The organism is Caballeronia sordidicola (assembly GCF_000729995.1).
GTDB classification, from domain to species: Bacteria; Pseudomonadota; Gammaproteobacteria; order Burkholderiales; family Burkholderiaceae; genus Caballeronia; species Caballeronia sordidicola_A.
Map to the genome: position 1 here is coordinate 81,905 of NZ_JNFG01000014.1, position 17,676 is coordinate 99,580.

14 protein-coding genes and 1 tRNA gene are annotated in these 17,676 nt (G+C 61.8%); 5 read left to right on the forward strand and 10 right to left on the reverse strand.

Annotated features, from left to right (window positions below; translation table 11 throughout):
- Nucleotide 1: 1 nt before the first annotated feature.
- The 5 genes from xdhC to FH08_RS0115430 form a co-directional block, all read right to left on the reverse strand.
- Nucleotides 2–1,027: a xanthine dehydrogenase accessory protein XdhC gene (xdhC, locus tag FH08_RS0115405; RefSeq protein WP_031359173.1), complete on the reverse strand. Its 1,026-nt coding sequence runs from the start codon at nucleotides 1,025–1,027 to the stop codon at nucleotides 2–4.
- Nucleotides 1,028–1,046: 19 nt separating this feature from the next.
- Entirely contained in the window at nucleotides 1,047–3,479 is a 2,433-nt protein-coding gene (gene xdhB, locus FH08_RS0115410) for a xanthine dehydrogenase molybdopterin binding subunit (RefSeq protein WP_031359174.1), read from the reverse strand.
- A gap of 28 nt (nucleotides 3,480–3,507) precedes the next feature.
- Nucleotides 3,508–5,019 (reverse strand): xanthine dehydrogenase small subunit, encoded by a 1,512-nt coding sequence (gene xdhA / locus FH08_RS0115415; protein WP_031359175.1) that lies wholly within the window; start codon nucleotides 5,017–5,019, stop codon nucleotides 3,508–3,510.
- Between the two features lie 434 nt (nucleotides 5,020–5,453).
- Nucleotides 5,454–5,966, reverse strand: coding sequence for a disulfide bond formation protein B (locus FH08_RS0115420; protein WP_031359176.1), 513 nt, complete (start codon nucleotides 5,964–5,966; stop codon nucleotides 5,454–5,456).
- Nucleotides 5,967–6,097: 131 nt separating this feature from the next.
- Nucleotides 6,098–7,474 (reverse strand): amidase, encoded by a 1,377-nt coding sequence (locus FH08_RS0115430; protein ID WP_031359177.1) that lies wholly within the window; start codon nucleotides 7,472–7,474, stop codon nucleotides 6,098–6,100.
- 384 nt (nucleotides 7,475–7,858) lie between these two features.
- On the opposite strand from FH08_RS0115430, the gene FH08_RS50450 reads away from it, so the two are divergent.
- Both FH08_RS50450 and FH08_RS0115445 read left to right on the forward strand, forming a co-directional pair.
- Nucleotides 7,859–8,110 (forward strand): DUF4160 domain-containing protein, encoded by a 252-nt coding sequence (locus FH08_RS50450; protein ID WP_075583342.1) that lies wholly within the window; start codon nucleotides 7,859–7,861, stop codon nucleotides 8,108–8,110.
- Entirely contained in the window at nucleotides 8,094–8,561 is a 468-nt protein-coding gene (locus tag FH08_RS0115445) for a DUF2442 domain-containing protein (protein WP_051888293.1), read from the forward strand. The genes FH08_RS50450 and FH08_RS0115445 overlap by 17 nt, the downstream gene beginning before the upstream one ends.
- Nucleotides 8,562–8,634: 73 nt before the next feature.
- On the opposite strand, the gene FH08_RS0115450 is transcribed toward FH08_RS0115445, so the two are convergent.
- The 3 genes from FH08_RS0115450 to hemN all read right to left on the reverse strand — a co-directional run bounded on the left by FH08_RS0115450 (nucleotide 8,635) and on the right by hemN (nucleotide 14,525).
- Entirely contained in the window at nucleotides 8,635–11,850 is a 3,216-nt protein-coding gene (locus FH08_RS0115450; RefSeq protein ID WP_051888294.1) for an efflux RND transporter permease subunit, read from the reverse strand.
- Between the two features lie 14 nt (nucleotides 11,851–11,864).
- On the reverse strand, nucleotides 11,865–13,040 hold the full coding sequence (locus FH08_RS0115455; protein WP_031359181.1) for an efflux RND transporter periplasmic adaptor subunit: 1,176 nt from the start codon (nucleotides 13,038–13,040) through the stop codon (nucleotides 11,865–11,867).
- A gap of 111 nt (nucleotides 13,041–13,151) precedes the next feature.
- Nucleotides 13,152–14,525, reverse strand: coding sequence for an oxygen-independent coproporphyrinogen III oxidase (hemN, locus tag FH08_RS0115460; protein ID WP_031359182.1), 1,374 nt, complete (start codon nucleotides 14,523–14,525; stop codon nucleotides 13,152–13,154).
- A gap of 148 nt (nucleotides 14,526–14,673) precedes the next feature.
- Here hemN and FH08_RS0115465 point away from each other — a divergent pair, with 148 nt between their 5' ends.
- From FH08_RS0115465 to FH08_RS0115475, 3 genes are all read left to right on the forward strand, one after another.
- A complete protein-coding gene (locus FH08_RS0115465) occupies nucleotides 14,674–14,967 on the forward strand; it encodes a YkgJ family cysteine cluster protein (RefSeq protein ID WP_031359183.1) in 294 nt (97 codons plus the stop codon).
- 37 nt (nucleotides 14,968–15,004) lie between these two features.
- Entirely contained in the window at nucleotides 15,005–15,595 is a 591-nt protein-coding gene (locus FH08_RS0115470; protein WP_031359184.1) for a DUF1439 domain-containing protein, read from the forward strand.
- A gap of 77 nt (nucleotides 15,596–15,672) precedes the next feature.
- Entirely contained in the window at nucleotides 15,673–16,506 is an 834-nt protein-coding gene (locus FH08_RS0115475; protein WP_031359185.1) for an undecaprenyl-diphosphate phosphatase, read from the forward strand.
- Between the two features lie 157 nt (nucleotides 16,507–16,663).
- Here FH08_RS0115475 and trmB read toward each other — a convergent pair whose 3' ends face one another.
- Together trmB and FH08_RS0115485 are read right to left on the reverse strand one after the other, a co-directional pair.
- Complete coding sequence (trmB, locus tag FH08_RS0115480; protein WP_031359186.1) at nucleotides 16,664–17,416, reverse strand: tRNA (guanosine(46)-N7)-methyltransferase TrmB; 753 nt, start codon at nucleotides 17,414–17,416, stop codon at nucleotides 16,664–16,666.
- A gap of 117 nt (nucleotides 17,417–17,533) precedes the next feature.
- A tRNA-Gly gene (locus tag FH08_RS0115485) sits at nucleotides 17,534–17,607 on the reverse strand.
- Nucleotides 17,608–17,676 lie beyond the last annotated feature (69 nt).

A 17,676-nucleotide genomic window follows, 5' to 3' on the forward strand; every position in this document is an offset into this window, starting at 1 on the left:
ATCACGCGGTTTGCGGATGCTGCGCGGAATTGTAGCCGTGCGCGGCGCGTTCCTCGACCTTCTGCAGCAACTGAGCTGCTACCGATACTGCGATCATTTCCGGCGCTTTATCGACAATGCCGGGTACACCGATCGGGCATGTCATGCGGCTGATCAACGTAGCATCCAGCCCTCGCGACGCCAGTCGGCGCTCGAACAGCATCTTCTTCGTGTGCGAGCCGATCATGCCGAAAAACGCAAAATCGCCGCGCCGGAGAATCCGCTCGGCGAGTTCGAGATCGAGCGCGTGGTTGTGCGTCATCACCAAAAAGTAACTATTGGCCGGTGCTTCGTCCACGGCAGCTTCGGGGATTCCGCTGGCGTCCAGAGTGACGTTTGGCGGGAGGCCGTCCATGGGCGGGAAGGTCTCATCGCGTTCGTCCACCCACACCACGCGGCACGGCAAATTCGCCAGCACCCTGACCAGCGCAGCGCCCACGTGGCCCGCACCGAACAGCACCACTGGAAAGTCGCGCACTGCGATGGTTTCAGTCAGCAGCGAGCCGCTTTCGTCGAAACCCGCGCCGTCCCAGAGCAGGCAATCGGGGCCGGTCACGCCCGGTTCCGGGTCGGAGATCATCACCCCGTCCGGAATCGGGCCAAAGCCGACGCTGCGCACCGTCGACAATCCCTGCGTCATGCGTTTGTTCAACGACGTGACCCAGCCAAGATCGCCTATATCCAGCCGTTCGAACGCCACCACGACCGCACCGCCGCAGCATTGGCCGAGGCTTGGGCCGAGCGCGAAACGCTCGAGCCGGCGCATGTGCGGACTGCGGGCGCCGTCTTTCAGCACTTGCCGCGCTGTTTCAATTGCCTTCCATTCCAGATGGCCGCCGCCGATAGTGTGGCGCGCATCGTCACGCGTGACGATCATCTTCGTGCCCGCTTCGCGCGGCGCCGAGCCTTCCACGCGCGCGACCGTCACCAGCACGACGGCGTCGCCGTGTGCGAGGAGGTGTTGCAGATCGTGTAGCCAGGCTTGCATCGAATGGGTTCCTGGTTGATTAGTTGACCGGCGCAGGCTGGGCGACGTCCGGAGTCGTCGCGGCTTGCATTTTCGCGGCCTGCGCGTCCAGTGCATTCAGGATCGACTCGGGCGTGGCGGGGGCGCGCAATACAGGCGCGTCGACCGAGTCGGGCGCGACAGACGCCACCGCGGCGCGGATCGCCAGCAACACCGAGAAGCCAAGCAGCAACGGCGGTTCGCCCACGGCTTTCGATCGGAACACGGTCGGCTCGACGTTCTGGTTGTCGTAGAGCGCGACGTTCATCGCAGCAGGGATGTCGCTCACCGATGGAATCTTGTACGTGGACGGCGCGTGGGTCATCAGACGACCGTCACGATTCCACCAAAGTTCTTCGGTTGTCAGCCAGCCCATGCCCTGGACAAAGCCGCCTTCCACCTGGCCAATATCGAGCGCGGGATTGATCGACTGTCCCGCGTCGTGGAGGATGTCCGCGCGCAACAGACGCCACTCGCCGGTGAGCGTATCCACGACCACTTCCGAGATCGCCGCGCCATACGCGAAGTAGTAGAACGGCTGGCCAGTCAGCGTTTTCGAATCCCAGTTGACCTTGGGCGTGGCGTAAAAACCATCCGACCACAATTGCACGCGCGACAGATAGGCCGCCCCGACCAGTTGATCAAAAGGCATCTGGCCGCCGTTCGACTCGACCACGCCATCGTGAAAACGCACGTCTTCCGCGCGTCCGCCAAGCTGCTTCGCGGCGAGTTCCGCGAGCCGTCCGCGAATGGTAAGCGCGGCGGCTTCCGCCGCCTTGCCGTTGAGGTCGCTGCCGGTGGACGCAGCAGTGGCCGATGTATTTGCGATCTTCGAGGTATCGGTGGCGGTCACGCGAACGCGCGACAACGCCACGCCCAACGCGTTCGCCACGACCTGCGCGACCTTGGTGTTCAGGCCCTGGCCCATCTCGGTGCCGCCATGATTCACAAGCGCGGAACCGTCTTTATAGACATGCACGAGCGCGCCCGCCTGGTTGAGGAACGGCACGTTGAACGAGATGCCGAACTTGACCGGCGTGAACGCGATGCCGCGCTTGAGCACGGGACTCGTTTGGTTGAACGCGGAGATTGCGCTGCGCCGTTGAAGATACTCGCTCGATGCCACCAACTCGTCGGTCAGCGGCGCGATGATGTTGTCTTCCACGGTCTGGCCGTAGGGCGTCACGTTGCGCTCGGTGATGCCGTAGTAGTTCACGCGACGGATATCGACGGGATCGCGCTTCAGCCGGTGCGCGATTTCATCCATCATGATTTCCATCACCAGCGCGCCTTGCGGACCGCCGAAACCGCGAAACGCCGTGTTCGACTGCGTGTTGGTACGGCAGCAGAGCGCGGTGATATCGACGTCCTGCAGGTAGTACGCGTTGTCGAAGTGACAGACGGCGCGCGTCGCGACCGCACCCGACAGATCCGCCGAATAACCCGCGCGCAACGCGATTTCAACGCGTGCGCCTTGCAAGCGGCCGTCGTCATCGAAACCGGCTTCGTAGGTGTAGATCGCGTCGTGGCGTTTGCCGGTGATCATGAAGTCATCGTCACGATCCGCGCGCAATTTCACCGGCCGATGCAAGAGGTGCGCAGCCAGCGACGCAATGCATGCGAAGATCCCCGACTGCGATTCCTTGCCGCCGAAACCACCGCCCATCCGGCGGCATTCGCAGATGACGTTGTGCGTCGGCCAGTCGAGCATATGCGCGACCAGATGCTGCATTTCGCTCGGATGCTGCGTGGAACTGTAGACGAGCAGGCCGTCGAGCTCCTTTGGAATCGCGTATGCAACCTGCCCTTCGAGATAGAACTGTTCCTGCCCGCCAACCTCGAATTCCCCTTGCAGCCGATGCGCCGCCGCTGCCATTTTTCCGTCCGGATCGCCGCGCTTCAAATGCAGCGGCGGCAGGACGAACTGCTGTTTCGCTTTCGCATCGCGCGGCGTGAGGATGGCTTCGCGCGGTTCGTATCGGATCACTTCTTCGCTTTTGGCGAGCGCTGCCGCACGGCGCGCGAGATCGTGCGTTTCGGCGATGACCACGAACACCGGTTGCCCCAGATACAGCACTTCATCTTTCGCGAGGATCGGGTCGTCGTGGAGAACGGGGCCGCAATTGTTCTCGCCGGGGATGTCGTCGGCGGTGAACACCGCGATCACACCGGGTGCGGCCAGCACCAGGTCGAGATTGATCGAGACGATGCGTGCATGCGCATGCCGCGACAGGCCAAGCGCCGCGTGCAGTGTGCCGCGCAGCTCGCCTATGTCATCAACGTAAGTCGCTTCGCCGCTAACATGCAGGGTCGCCGATTCGTGCGGCAAGCTGACGCCAATCGCTGCAGGCTCCGGCTTTTTCGCCGCGGCGTGCAGCGCGAGGGCTCCGTCGGCGGCATGGTCGATGTGGTGTGGATCGGTACGCTTGTTCATCGCGTGGTCCCTGGGGCAAGGTGCAGCGTCATGTCGCGCATTGCACGTCGAACGCGAACGCGTTGACGTCACGCAGTGCGAGTGGTGAATCCTCGCGGGTCTCGAGGAAAAAACGCCACAGCACGTTGCGCGCGACCTTGCTGCGGTAGTCGCTCGACGCGCGCATGTCGGTGAGCGGCTGGAAGTCGACGTCCAGCGCGCGCATGGCGGCTTTCACGTTGGCCTCGTTCCACTCTTCATTCACCAACACGGCTTCCGCATTCGATGCCCGTTTAGGCGTGGCAGCCATGCCGCCAAATGCGAAACGCGCGGTTGTCACGCGGGTGCCGTCGAGCGTCACGGCGAACGCGGCGCACACAGCCGAGATGTCCTGGTCGTAGCGCTTGGATACCTTATAAGTCCTGAACCGAAGTTTCGCCGATGGCAGCGGCACGCGAATCCCCGCAACGAATTCGCCCGTTTCCAACGCGGATTTTTGATAACCGAGATAGAAGGCATCGAGTGCCATCGTGCGGACTTTAGTGGCTTTCTGCAGCACGATTTCCGCATCGAGGGCGATCAGTGCCGGCATGGAATCGCCGATAGGCGAGCCGTTCGCCACGTTGCCGCCGAGCGTGCCGGCGTTGCGGATAGGCCGCGAAGCAAAGCGCGTCCACAATTCCGCGAGTTCCGGATAAATGGCCGCCAGCGCGGCGTATGAATCTTCCAGCGAGGCCGCAGCGCCTATGCTCAGCCATTGCCCGTCGCGGGTGATCGACTTGAGTTCGGTCACATTGCCGATATACAAGATGTCGCCGAGATTGCGGAACTGCTTGGTGACCCACAGGCCGACGTCAGTGCTGCCCGCCAGGATGCGCGCGTCTGGATGGTCGGCACGCAAGCGAGCGAATTCAGCGAGCGAGACGGGCGCGTAGAACGTTGGGTGGCCGAATGCGGCGCCGCGTGCGTCGGGCGCCGAGTATTCGAGTGTTGTCTTGCGCTGGATGCTTTCGAGCTGGCGTTTGAGCTGGTCACGGTCAAGCGGCGCGCGAGGATACTCGAACATTTTCTGCGATGCGTCCACGATTGGCCGATAGCCCGTGCACCGACAGAGATTGCCGGAGAGGGCAGCGTTGATTTCGTCGCGGGTGGGCAGGCCGGCATCGGCGGGCTGATTCTGATAAAGCGCCCACATCGACATCACGAAACCGGGCGTGCAGAAGCCGCATTGCGAGCCGTGGCAATCGACCATGGCTTGCTGGACCGGATGCAGCGTGCCGTCTTTGGCGCGCAGGTCTTCAACCGTGAAGAGCGCTCGACCATCGAGCGTTGGCATGAACTGGATGCAGGCGTTGACGGCCTTGAGGACGGGTTGGCCTTCTGCATCGAGTTCACCGATCACTACCGTACAGGCACCGCAATCGCCTTCCGCGCATCCTTCTTTGGTGCCGGTGCATTGGTCATGTTCGCGCAAATGCTGGAGCACCGTACGGGAGGCAGGTACGTCGTGCACTTCGCGCAGGGCGTTGCGCTGGAAGAACCGGATGGTTTGCGTTGTCATATACAAGTCCAGGACACTGCGAATCGGGCGCGCGTTACGCGAAATCGGCGTCTGGAGTCAAAAGAAACCAGGTCGAAAGAGCGCACGTGGATCGCCATCCATAAATAACGATATCACCGCAATATCTCAAAAAGATTCCGGCGAACGTATCAAGACTATGCGAACAGCCGAATGAGGGTAGGCGGAGAAAGCGCCAAAACCCTATATCGGAGCGTGAGGGGACGGGAGTGACTGCGAGGAGGCGCGTTTGGCGCCTGGCGTCAAGGCCCGACGGAGCGGACAACGGCAATCGCCGTTCGCGCGCGGTGGCGCTGCAAAAAATATGACTGAGGAACAGCCTTTGGCAAGGCTTACGGGCCGCCACGCAGGGCGATTTCAGCTTTCGCGGGAAGGGGAGCAGTCCGGCGAAGGTCCGAACCGCTCGCCATCCGCACTTAACCAGCGCGCAACCTGCGCTTGCCCCACAAACTGCCGGCGACGGACAGGAACATCACCCCAAACGCGATAAGACCCCATTGCGGAAGCGAAAGTCCGAGAATGGGCGGATAGGGCGTCTCGCAAAGTCCCGCGACCTTGAAGACCTGAGGCAGCCATTGCGCGGGCGGAAGTGAATCCACCACGGGCTGGAGCGCATCGAACCCGCAGCTAAATCCTGGATGCGCCTGCACATAAACGTGTCGTCCGGCTGCTACCACGCCCCCGAGAGCGGACAGCGCAACCAGCAATTCAAGCAACGCGATCCCGCGCCATCCCCGGAACGAGGCGCCGAGCAACGCAAAGACCGCGATCAGCACGAAAAAGTAGCGTTGAATGATGCAAAGCGGGCAGGGATCTTCACCTTTGACGAACTGAAGATAAAGCGCTCCGCCAACGAGCCCCAGGGAAATCACAGCGAGCAAGACCAGCAATCGTCGTTCGCGGCGAATCACGCGATCGTCTTGGTGCATGGTGAAATGATTCAAGGAGTTATTCATATTTTCCGAATTGTTCGAGAAAAAACACCTGGAAGGGCACATCCGGCGACGGAATTCTATCGCGATCGCGGTCGCCGGACGGTTTCAGGCGCGGCATGAGCGGCTCAGCGCGTGGTTTCGAGTACAGCTTCAACGGCACGGCCGATGGAGAGCAGCGCGTCGTCGCCGAACGGAGCCCCGGCCAGCATGAGGCCGACCGGCGCCTCTCCCCGTGGATGGCACGGCAGCGACAACGCGCAACTATCGAGGAAATTGAAAACGGAGGGGTTGCGCAGGATCAGCGCATTGGTTCGGCCGAACGCTTCGTCGTCGTGTTCGAGGTCGGCCACACGCGGCGGCACGACCGGCACGGTCGGACACACGATGGCGTCGAACCGCTGCCACAGCGCGCGCGCCTGCTCGATCATCGCGGCGCGCGCCTGCAACAAGTCGATGTAGTCAGCCGCGCTGGCGGGCTGGCCTTTCAGGATCCGCACGCGCACGCGGGGATCGTATTCATCGGCGTGTGCCTGCAATAGCGGCCGATGCCATGCGTAAGCCTCGATTGACGCGAAGCTGAAGCGATTGACCTCGGCAAGCCGCTCGAGCGGCGCGAAACGCACGTCTTCCACCAGCGCACCCGCTGCCGACAGATGCCCGATTGCCGCGGCGTAGGCACTGGCGACCGTTTCGTCGACGCCGTCCATGACGTAGTTCGTCAGCACGCCCAGACGCACGCCGTCCAATGGCCGGGTCGCGGGCACGCCGGCGTCGCGGCCGGCCAGGATGCGGTCGACAAGCGCGCAGCACGCCACCGACAACCCGATTGGCCCGAACGAGTCGAGCGTGCTGGACAGCGGCAGGCCGCCTTGCGTGGGCACGCGGGCAGCGGTCGGCTTGAAGCCGGTGAGTCCGCAGAGCGCGGCCGGGATGCGGATGGAGCCGCCGGTGTCGGTGCCGAGCGCGATGGCCGCCATGCCGTCGGCCACTGATGCCGCAGCGCCTGATGACGAGCCCCCGGCAATCCGCTCATCGCCCGCAACATTGCTTCGATACGGCGAGTGCGGCGTTCCGTAGTGCGGGTTCAGTCCTAGCCCGGAGAACGCGAATTCACTCATGTTGGTGCGCCCGACGATCACGCCGCCCGCCCGCCGCAGCCGGGCAACCGCGACAGCGTCAGCCTTGGCCGGCAGCGCGCCGGCCAGTATGCGCGAGCCGGCTCGTGTCACCTGGCCTTCGATATCGAAGAGATCCTTGATCGACACAGGAATGCCCGCCAGCGGCGAAAGAACGGTGCCCGCACGGCGCAATGCGTCGTGGGCGTCAGCGGCGGCACGGGCGCGCTCTGCATCGACATGCAGGAAGGAAACCGCTCCCTGCCCCGAAGGATCTGCAATGCGATCGAGCGCCTGCTCCACCAACTCGCGGCTGGTGGTTTTACCGTCGCGAAGCGCGGCGGCGAGTAGTGCGAGAGGCGCGAACTGAGGCGAAGTGATGGGCATGATGTCGAGAGAAACCGGTGGCTTGACGGGCTACAAAGTGGGCAAGAACGGGCGTGCTGCACAGAGCGCGAATGCGACGCGGTGAGTGATCTTCGCACCGCGGCGTTGTGGCATTGCCGTACCAAAGGCCGATGAAACGCCTGATGTAACTTGCCCAAAAGTGGCTGTCATTCTAAGCCAGCTAAGTAATAAATACTCGACGCTGCACGCGTGGCCCTTGATAAACCGGGCTCCTCTCCCATTCGGCTGATAGCGCCGTGGCTGCTTCCTCCCTAAGCTTGGCGGGTCCCTGCAGAGACGGCCTTTTGTGGTGGAAAACAATCATCCTTCAAAAACCCAAGCGTTTGGGTTTACTTGCGCACAACTTACGGATAGAGTGACTACATGCCAACGATTTTCCGCATCGGCGCTGCCCGCGTCGTGATTTATTTAAATGACCATCAGCCTGCACACGTGCATTTGCTTGATGGCAAGCAACACGCCATTTTTAACCTGCACTGTCCGGCTGGACCGCCGAGCTTGCAAAAGAATCACGGTTTCTCGCACGTTGATGTAAATACTTTCGCTCGCCGGATGCAAAACGTAGTCGGCTCGCTGTGCACTGAATGGAAAACACTTCATGACTGCTTTTGTTGATATCACCGAACACCAACTGCGCGAAGCCGAAGCGCGCATGAGCAAGCACATTGCTGAAAATCCGGTCGCTACGTCCGCGTCATTCAACCCGGTGGACGGCAGGGTGGCTATCGAACTCTCGAATGGCGCGTTGTTTGCGATTCCCGCGCGGATCATTCAGGGTTTGGAAAATGCTTCGGACACCGACCTGATCGCGATCGAAATCACGGCGTCCGGCACAGGGCTGTATTTTCCCGCCGTCGACGCCGACATTCTCGTGGCGCCATTACTTGCCGGCGTGCTGGGGTCGCGATCGTTCATGGCCAGGCGGCTGGGCAAGCAAGGAGGGGCGAGCCGCAGTGAATCCAAAGCGGCTGCGGCCCGCGCGAACGGCGCGCGTGGCGGGCGGCCCCGCAAGGTCACGGTGAAAAGCGAGCAGCGTGGGGAAAGTGCCGCGCTCGCGAAGAAATAGCCGGCGGTGAATACGGCGACTTCGCTAACGCGACCTCGAACGTAAAGCGAGTTTCCGCGGCGCCGCAATCGCGTCAAGGCACGCGGTCCACCTCGGCGGGAATATCGCGAGAACGTTCGGGAGGCGCAGGGTGCGTCTCCCCCTTTGCACCGCGCCGCCATTTTCTCGTCACCCATGCGCCGAAATCATCAAGGACCGTATAGGCGACCGGCACGACGACCAGCGTCAACAAAGACGAGGTGATTACGCCGCCAATCACGGTCTGGCCCAGCGGACCGCGTTGTTCGCCGCCTTCGCCCAGTCCCAGCGCAAGCGGCAGCATGCCGAAGATCATGGCGAGCGTGGTCATCAGGATCGGTCGCAGCCTGACGTGTGCCGCTTCCAGCAACGCGTCGGTGCGGGTCATCGGGTGGCCTTTTCCCGTCGCGTCGAGCAGGGTGCCGCGCCGCGCCTGATTTGCGAAGTCGACGAGCAGGATCGCGTTCTTCGTGACAAGGCCCATCAGCATGATGAAACCGATGATCGAGAACATGTTGAGCGTGCTGCCGAACAGCAGCAACGCTAGCAGCACGCCCACCAGCGTGAGCGGCAGGGACGTCATGATCGCGAGCGGTTGCAGGAAACTGCCGAATTGCGACGCCAGGATCATGTAGATGAAGATCACGGCGAGCACCAGCGCCTGGACCGCGTAGATGAACGACTCGTTCATGCTTTTGGTCGAGCCGCCGAAACGGTAGCGGTAGCCTGCGGGAAGGCGCATTTCGTCGAGGGTTTTCTTCACATCGGCGGCGACTTCACCCGGCGATCGTCCCATGACGTTTGCCGAAATCTCGACTTCACGCGACAAATCCCGCCGGCCGATCACATCCGGCCCGGTCGTCTCGGTGATCGCGGCGACCTGTCGCAAGGGCACGAGTATCGGCGCGCCGTTGGCGTCGGTGCGGCTGGTGGCAATCATGAGCTTTGAGAGGTCATCAACGTTGCGGCGTTGTGCCGAGGGCAGGCGCACGCTCACGTCGTAATCCTGATCGTCGGGCGCACGCCATGTGCTGATGGCGTCGCCGGAGAGCAACGGGCGCAGCGCCTGACCGACTTCGGCGACACCCACGCCCAGGTCTGAGGCGAGTTCGCGACGGACGTCGATGGCCACAATGGGTTTATCGTCCTTCAGGCTCGCATCCAGATCCACGAGGCCGGGAATCTTCCGCAAGCGCTGTTGGGCTTCGGCGGACAAACGCCGGAGTTCGTCCAGGTTATCGCCTTGCAGGCTGAACTGCACGGCCTTGGTGGACCCGGCGCCGTCTGGCATGCCGATCTCGGTCACCACGATCCCGGCAATGCGCTGCAGGCGTGTGCGGAACACCTGGTTCAATTCCTGTACGCCGCGTGTGCGTTCGCGCCGCTCTTTCAAACGCACGGTGATCAGCGCGTTGTTCTTGCCTTGCGCGTTGCCGGAGTTGATCGTGGCGTAGCTATAACGCACTTCGGGGTATGACGCGAGCGCTGCTTCGACCTGCCGGACTTTGTCGGCGGTCGCTTCCAGCGACGTCCCCACGGGTGTATTCAGGCCAATCTGCGTAGTGGAAAAATCGGCGGCCGGTACGAACTCGGTGCCGACCAGCGGCACGAGGAACAGGCTGCCGAAAAAGGTGGCGACTGCGATCGACAGCGTGGTGATGCGATGCCTGAGCGACCAGCCGAGCAGCCGCCTATAAAACTGCGCGAGCCGTTCCACGCCGCGTTCGAAGAAGGCCAGCAAGCGCGCGAGATGGCGTGTGCCGCGCACGTGCAGCGCGGGATCGGGCCAGATCGACGAGAGCATGGGGTCGAGCGTGAACGAGACGAACATCGAGATCAGCACGGCGGCTGCAACCGTCACGCCGAACTGGTGAAAGAAGCGGCCGATGATGCCGCTCATGAACCCCACCGGCAGGAACACGGCCACGATCGAAAACGTCGTGGCGAGCACGGCGAGGGCAATTTCCTTCGTGCCATCGAGCGCGGCCGTGCGGTGATCCGCGCCAAGCTGCACATGACGGACAATGTTCTCGCGCACCACGATCGCGTCGTCGATCAGCAAGCCCACGCACAGAGACAACGCCATCAGCGTGATGACGTTGATCGTGAAACCGGCCGCGAACATGAACGCAAACGTGCCGATCAATGCGATCGGCAGCGTGAGGCCGGTGATCACGGTGCTGCGCCACGAGCCGAGGAACAGGAACACGATTGCGATAGTCAGCAGCGCGCCCTCGAGCAACGTGCCCTTGACTTCGTTCACGCTGTTTTCAATATCGAGTGACGAGTCGTCGGTGATATCGAGCTTGACGCCCGGCGGCAGGGCTTTTTGCAGCGCCGCGACCTCTGCCCGGATGCCATGCGCCACGTCGACTGTGTTCTCGCCCTGCGCTTTGACCACTGATAAAAACAGCGCGCGATTCCCATTCAGCAGTGCCATGCTGTCGGGCTCTTCCTGCCCGTCGACCACTTGCGCCACCTGATCCAGCGTGACGGCATGGCCTGCATTCGACGCACCACGACGCGCGACAATGATGCGTTTGAAGTCATCGGGTGTCTGGAAGCGGCCCTTCACCTGCACCGTCTGTTCAATCCCTGCCGACGTCAGCGGCCCCGCCGGAATCTCCTGATTCTCGTTCTGCACGGCGCGAATCACCTGATCCACGCCAACGGACAAAGCTTGCAGCCGATCCGGACTCACATCGATCCGTACCTGCCGCTTCACGCCGCCCACAATGCTCACCGAGCCCACGCCGCGCACTGTTTCCAGGCGCTTGCGCACGATCTGATCGGCGGCGGTCGTGAGGTCGCGCGTGCTGAGCGCTGCGCCCGGCGCGTTGGATACGGCAACCGTGACGATCGGCATGTCGGCCGGGTCATAGCGCAAAACGCGCGGTTCTTTTACGCCGTCGCGTAGATCGGGCCTGATCAGCGCCACCTTGTCGCGGACGTCCTGCGCGGCCTGCATGACGTTGACCGAGAGATCGAACTGGACGATCACGACCGATAACGCGTCGTAGGAGTGCGATGAAATTTCATCGATGCCGCTGATCGTGTTGACCGCTTCCTCGATCTTGCGGGTGACGTCGGATTCCACTGATTCCGGCGATGCCCCCGGATACGCTGTCTGGACGACGACCACGGGAAACGTGATATCCGGAAACTGGTCGACCTTCAGGCGCTCGTACGAGAACAGGCCGATCACGAGAAACGCCGCCATCATCATGGCGGCGAACACGGGGTTATTGATGCTGATGCGCGTGAACCACATGGCTTGCGGCTCCGCTATTGAGCGGCGGGCATGGAAGCCGCCGTGGCTTGTCCAACCATGCGCACCGTGCTGCCGATGCGCAGCGCGCCGAGGTTATTTTTCACGACCTGCTGGCCTTCCTTGAGCGGCGGATTGACGAGTTGGGTCCAGCTCGTGCCATCGGCGTCACCGGTCGCGGCCGTGGTGACGGGGACTTCGACGAGCTTGCCGCCAGAGAGTGCGTAGACGCTGTGGCTCGCGCCGTCCGTGCGCACCGCCGATGCCGGCACCACCAGCGCGTTCGGGGTGCTGCCCACCGTCACGCTGCCCGTGCCGAACATGCCGACGCGCAACGTGCCGGTCGGATTGGCCACCTGGATATAGATCATGATCGAGCGCGAGCCCGGCTGCGCGGCGGGATTGATGCGTGTGACGGTGGCGGCGACGGGTGCATCGACGCCATCGAAACGAATCGACACGGGCTGGCCGATCCGAACGCGGCCGATTTCCCCTACAGGCACGGGCGCTTCGAGTTCAAGCTGGGTCAGGTCGACGACATCGAACAATTTGCTGTCGACGGCCACCCGTTCGCCTGGTTCGACGCTGCGCGATGCAATCTGGCCGTTGAACGGCGCGCGCACGATGGTGTCCGCCACCGACAAATTCGATGACGCCAGTGCGGCGCGCGCGGCAGCGAGATTGGCGGCGGCGATGGCGTACTGGCTTTGGGCGGTATCGAAGGCGTTCTTCGAGATGAAGCCTTTTTCGACCAGCACGCGATTGTTCTCGAGCGTTTGTTTCGCGATATCCAGCTGGCCGGCCATGGCGGCCATTTGTCCGCGTGATTGCTCGGCGCGTGCGGTGTAGTCGCGGGCGTCGATGGAGGCGAGTACTTGTCCTGCCTTGACGGTATCGCCTTCGCGGGCGCGTACGTCGAGCGCCGAGCCCGCCACTTTCGCTTTGACGGCGGCTTGCGTGACTGCGCGAAGTGAACCGGTGAGCGGCAGCATTTCGGATAGCGTGCGACGTGTGAGCTCGCTCAGGTCACCGGGAGTGAATTCGATGACGGACTCGTCCGCGGAGGACGAAGCCGATGTTACCGGTGCGGTGGCGCTCGCGCGTTTTCTGAGCGTGTGAGTGATGCTGAGCGCCAGCACGATGATGATGACGATTGTCGCGAGAAAGAGGTTCCGTTTTTTCGATGAATGCATTGCTTATCAGTGGAGCGTGAAGCACGCCGCACGATAGCGCATTTATGGCTGGCAGGCGGCAAAGTTGCAGGAGGCCATGCGCAAGTCCGGTACCAACGTTGACGCCCGGGATCAAATCGTCCGTGAAAACCGTTGCTTGGCGTTCCCGGCGAGATACCGATCGAAGATCATGGCCACATTACGCACGAGCAGGCGGCCGTCGGGGAGCACCTCGATCCCATCGTGGTTCACCTTGACGAGTCCATCGGCTTCAAGCGATTTCAAACGCTCCAATTCACTGGCGAAAGCGGCTTCAAACCGAATCCCATAAGCCGCTTCCAACGCATCAAAGCGCAGGGAAAATTGACACATGATTTCAGTGATGATGTCGCGCCGCAGCCGATCATCGGCGTTTAGCTGAATGCCTCGTGCAATAGCGAGCTCACCGCGATCGATCGCCGCGGCATAACCGGCCATGTCCTTGGCGTTCTGCGCGTAGACATCGCCGACTTTGCCAATGGAAGAAACGCCCAGGCCAATCAAATCGCAATCCGCCTGGGTGCTGTAACCCTGAAAATTTCGATGAAGCGTTCCGGCTCGCTGCGCAACCGCGAGTTCATCGTGTGGCAGGGCGAAATGATCCATCCCGATGTAGACGTAACCTGCCTCTGTCAGCTTCTCGATAACCCGTTCGAGAATCGCCAGACGCACGGCTGGCGAGGGCAGCGTGGCTTCATCCATTTGCCGCTGCATCTTGAAAACAGCCGGCATATGGGCATAGCCGAACACCGAAAGCCGGTCGGGAGCGAGCGTGATGATCGTGTCGAGCGTCCGGCTAAAGCTCTCTACAGTTTGATATGGCAATCCATAGATCAGGTCGACGCTTATCGACTTGAAACCCTCGGCCCGTGCCGCCGACATGACCGTCTGCGTCGTCTTGAGTGGCTGAACGCGATTGATCGCTTGCTGCACGCGCAGATCAAAGTCCTGCACGCCGAAACTCAGCCGATTGAAACCCAGGTCGCGCAGCACGCCGATTGTTTCCGCTGATGCCTCGCGGGGATCAACCTCGATCGAATACTCGGCTTGGGCGTCGGGCAGCAAGCGGAACGACTCAGCGGTTGCGGTCATCAGTTCGGCCATTTCGTCGTGCGACAAAAACGTCGGCGTGCCACCGCCCCAATGCAATTGCGAGACGGCGCGGGTGGTATCGAAACATGCTGCCTGCAACACAAGTTCACGTTTTAGCCGATCAAGATACGGACGCGCGTGCGCACGATTTTTTGTAGCAATCTTGTTGCAGCCGCAATAGAAGCAGACGGTGTCGCAGAACGGAATATGGAAGTAGAGCGAAAGATCCGCCGATGCCGCTCCCGGGTCCGCCGCGGCTCGATGGTAATGGGCGGTGTCGAAGGTGTCGGTGAATTGAACGGCGGTGGGATACGACGTGTAGCGCGGACCGGCCGCGTCGTATTTGGTGAGCAGATCGGGGCGGAAGAGGGACATTGCGGACAGACTTGGACCAAGGTGCGCCGAGTCTAGCGGACCCGTTTCCCTGTTTCTTGCGTGATAACGCCGCAGCCGCTCGCAGTGGCACAATGCCGGGTTGCCGCCCGTACTGAAGCCACCCGAAGTCATCAAACTGCCCGAACCGATGTCCACTGCCCAACGTCTTAGCTCCGTTCACGCGTGCCGCGAAAGCTGCGGTGCTTGCTGTATCGCGCCGTCGATTTCCAGCGCGATTCCCGGCATGCCCAACGGCAAGCCGGCGGGTGTGCGCTGCATTCAACTCGGCGCTGATCTGCGCTGTGCGATTTTCGGCGATCCGCGCAGGCCGGCTTGTTGCTCGGGCTTGCAGCCATCAGAGTCCATGTGTGGCGATACGCGTGCTTACGCGCTGGCCTGGCTCACGCAACTCGAAGCCGATACGCAACCTGAGCGCGCCTAGCCGGTCGAATGCTCATCAAGTCACTGGAGAATTTCGCATGACTCAAGCCGTTGCGCCGAAGCGGCGCCGGTTCCTGCTCGCAGCCCTTGGCGGCGCGGGCGCGGCGGTGGCGCTGGGAACCCAGGGATGCGCCGCCGCGATATTTCCGTTCATCCCCGATCACTACACGTTCAGCCAGGCGCAGGTCCAGGACGCGGTGCAGCGCAAGTTTCCGCTGCAACGCACGGCCTCGCAGATCTTCGATGTCACGTTGAGCAATCCGTTGGTAGGCCTCGCGCCCGATCGGAACCGGATAACCGTTCGGCTAGACGCGCGGCTTGCCACGCCGTTCATGCCGAATCCGGTCACCGGCGTGTTTACGCTTTCCAGTCAGCTTGCTTACGACGCCGCCAGCCATTCGGTCATCCTGATGTCGCCGACTGTCGACGGCTCGCAGGTCGCAGGCGACGCTGCGCAATACAGCCAGCAAATCAACGCGGTCGGCGCGGTCATGGCGACGCAGTTCCTGGACCGTTACCCCATTTACACATTCAAGCCAGAACAATTACAGTTTGCCGGTGTTAATTACGAACCCGGTACAATCACCGTCCTTACAAACGGCATACGCGTTCAGATCGTCGAGAAGTAGTTTTCCGGCGCAATCCAGTACGCGCGTGCCCGAACGATTGGCTGGCGACGGCCAAACTATGCCAAAAGGGCGGAGCGATGGACTGGATTCTGTTTTGCAAAGCGCTGATTTTGGGCGTAGTGGAGGGCTTGACCGAGTTTTTGCCGGTATCGAGCACGGGGCATCTGATTGTTGCCGGCAGCCTGCTGAATTTCACTAACGCACAGGCCAAGACCTTCGACGTCGTGATCCAGTTCGGCGCGATCCTCGCGATTGTCTGGGAATACCGGCGCAAGATCGGCTCGGTCGTGGCGGGGTTGCCGACCCAGCCCAAGGCGCGCCGGTTCGCGCTGAACGTGATCATCGCGACCATTCCGGCAGTTGTGCTCGGCTTGCTGTTCGAAAAGCACATTAAAGCCGTTTTGTTCGCGCCGGTGCCGGTGTCCGTGGCGCTGATCGTGGGCGGCGTCGTCATCCTGTGGGCGGAAGCGCGGCATCGCGAGCGCAATGTCGCGCCGAGGGTGACGTCAGTGGACGATCTCTCTTACGCCGATGCCTTCAAAGTCGGGCTCGCCCAATGCTTCGCGCTGATTCCCGGCACGTCGCGCTCGGGCTCGACGATTATCGGCGGGATGTTGTTCGGGCTGGAACGCAAGATTGCGACCGAGTTTTCCTTCTTCCTCGCCATTCCGATTATTTTCGGCGCCACGCTTTACGAGCTGGCGAAGGAGTGGCGCACGCTGTCCGTCGGTTCGATCGGCTTGTTTATCGTTGGGCTCGTGGCTGCGTTTGTCAGCGCATTTATCTGTATTCGATGGCTGTTGCGCTATGTGGCCACGCATGATTTCACGGCGTTCGCGTGGTATCGGATAGGGTTCGGGCTGCTGATTTTGATTGTTGGGTATAGCGGCGGGTTGAGTTGGGCGGATTGATGATTCGAGTTGGGCGGAGTGATGATTCGCGGTTTTTAGAGTCGTTTACCGAGGCTCGAGTTAAGGCTTGAAGTCCGCAAGCGCATACGAAACAGGCCGTTCCAACGTGAGTTGGAACGGCCTGTTTTTGTCTGGGCTGATGGATTTGGGCTGTCGTTCAGCGGCGCCTGAACACGAGATCCCACACGCCGTGGCCGAGCTTTAATCCGCGGCGTTCAAACTTGGTCACAGGCCGGTAATCGGGACGCGGAGCGTAGTCCGAGCCGGCTGTGTTTTCCAGCGTGGATTCCGCCGACAGCACTTCGAGCATCTGCTCGGCATAGTTCTGCCAGTCAGTGGCGAGATGGATATAGCCGCCCGGCTTGAGCCGCGAAACAAGCAGCGCAACGAACTTCGGCTGGATCAGCCTGCGTTTATGGTGACGCGCCTTGTGCCACGGATCGGGGAAATAGATATGGACGCCGTCAAGGCTGTCCGCCGCGATCATTTGTTCGAGCACTTCCACCGCGTCGTGCTGGACGACGCGAATGTTCGTCAGCTCCTGTTCGCCGATCAGTTTCAGCAACGCGCCCACGCCCGGTTCATGGACCTCGACGCCGAGAAAGTCGTCGGCGGGGCGTGCTGATGCAATTTCCGCCGTTGTCGCACCCATGCCGAAGCCGATCTCCAGCACGCGCGGCGCTTGGCGGCCGAACGCGGCGTTCCAGTCGAGCGGCTGCGGCGCGTACGGCACGACAAAGCGCGGTCCGAATTCATCGAGCGCGCGGCGCTGTCCCGTCGATACCCGTCCCGCGCGCGTGACGAAGCTGCGAATCCGCCGATGACGAAGCGTGCCGGCCGGTTCCGTGGCTTCGTCGCGATCGTCGCTTTCGTTGGTCTCGTCTTGGTCGGGGGTGGGATCGTGGATCATCGAAAAAGGACGCGGATTTGTGGGGTTAAGCTGAGCTTGCGGCAAACACGAGGCAAACCGGGCGCTGCCGTAAATCAAAAAGCCGCCTTTCGAAGGCGGCTTTTTGCGCAAGAAAACTGGAGCGGGCGATGGGAATCGAACCCACGGCTCTAGCTTGGGAAGCTAGGGTATTGCCATTATACGACGCCCGCAGAGAGCGCAATTTTACGCGGAATACGCCGTCGACCGCAACTTTACCCGGATCGACGGAGATTGAACCC

Excerpts from the sequence above, each read along its gene's own strand:
- xdhC (WP_031359173.1), bottom strand. The coding sequence starts at position 1,027 with ATGCAAGCCTGGCTACACGATCTGCAACACCTCCTCGCACACGGCGAC.
- xdhB (WP_031359174.1), bottom strand. The coding sequence starts at position 3,479 with ATGAACAAGCGTACCGATCCACACCACATCGACCATGCCGCCGACGGA.
- xdhA (WP_031359175.1), bottom strand. The coding sequence starts at position 5,019 with ATGACAACGCAAACCATCCGGTTCTTCCAGCGCAACGCCCTGCGCGAA.
- FH08_RS0115420 (WP_031359176.1), bottom strand. The coding sequence starts at position 5,966 with ATGCACCAAGACGATCGCGTGATTCGCCGCGAACGACGATTGCTGGTC.
- FH08_RS0115430 (WP_031359177.1), bottom strand. The coding sequence starts at position 7,474 with ATGCCCATCACTTCGCCTCAGTTCGCGCCTCTCGCACTACTCGCCGCC.
- FH08_RS50450 (WP_075583342.1), top strand. The coding sequence starts at position 7,859 with ATGCCAACGATTTTCCGCATCGGCGCTGCCCGCGTCGTGATTTATTTA.
- FH08_RS0115445 (WP_051888293.1), top strand. The coding sequence starts at position 8,094 with ATGACTGCTTTTGTTGATATCACCGAACACCAACTGCGCGAAGCCGAA.
- FH08_RS0115450 (WP_051888294.1), bottom strand. The coding sequence starts at position 11,850 with ATGTGGTTCACGCGCATCAGCATCAATAACCCCGTGTTCGCCGCCATG.
- FH08_RS0115455 (WP_031359181.1), bottom strand. The coding sequence starts at position 13,040 with ATGCATTCATCGAAAAAACGGAACCTCTTTCTCGCGACAATCGTCATC.
- hemN (WP_031359182.1), bottom strand. The coding sequence starts at position 14,525 with ATGTCCCTCTTCCGCCCCGATCTGCTCACCAAATACGACGCGGCCGGT.
- FH08_RS0115465 (WP_031359183.1), top strand. The coding sequence starts at position 14,674 with ATGTCCACTGCCCAACGTCTTAGCTCCGTTCACGCGTGCCGCGAAAGC.
- FH08_RS0115470 (WP_031359184.1), top strand. The coding sequence starts at position 15,005 with ATGACTCAAGCCGTTGCGCCGAAGCGGCGCCGGTTCCTGCTCGCAGCC.
- FH08_RS0115475 (WP_031359185.1), top strand. The coding sequence starts at position 15,673 with ATGGACTGGATTCTGTTTTGCAAAGCGCTGATTTTGGGCGTAGTGGAG.
- trmB (WP_031359186.1), bottom strand. The coding sequence starts at position 17,416 with ATGATCCACGATCCCACCCCCGACCAAGACGAGACCAACGAAAGCGAC.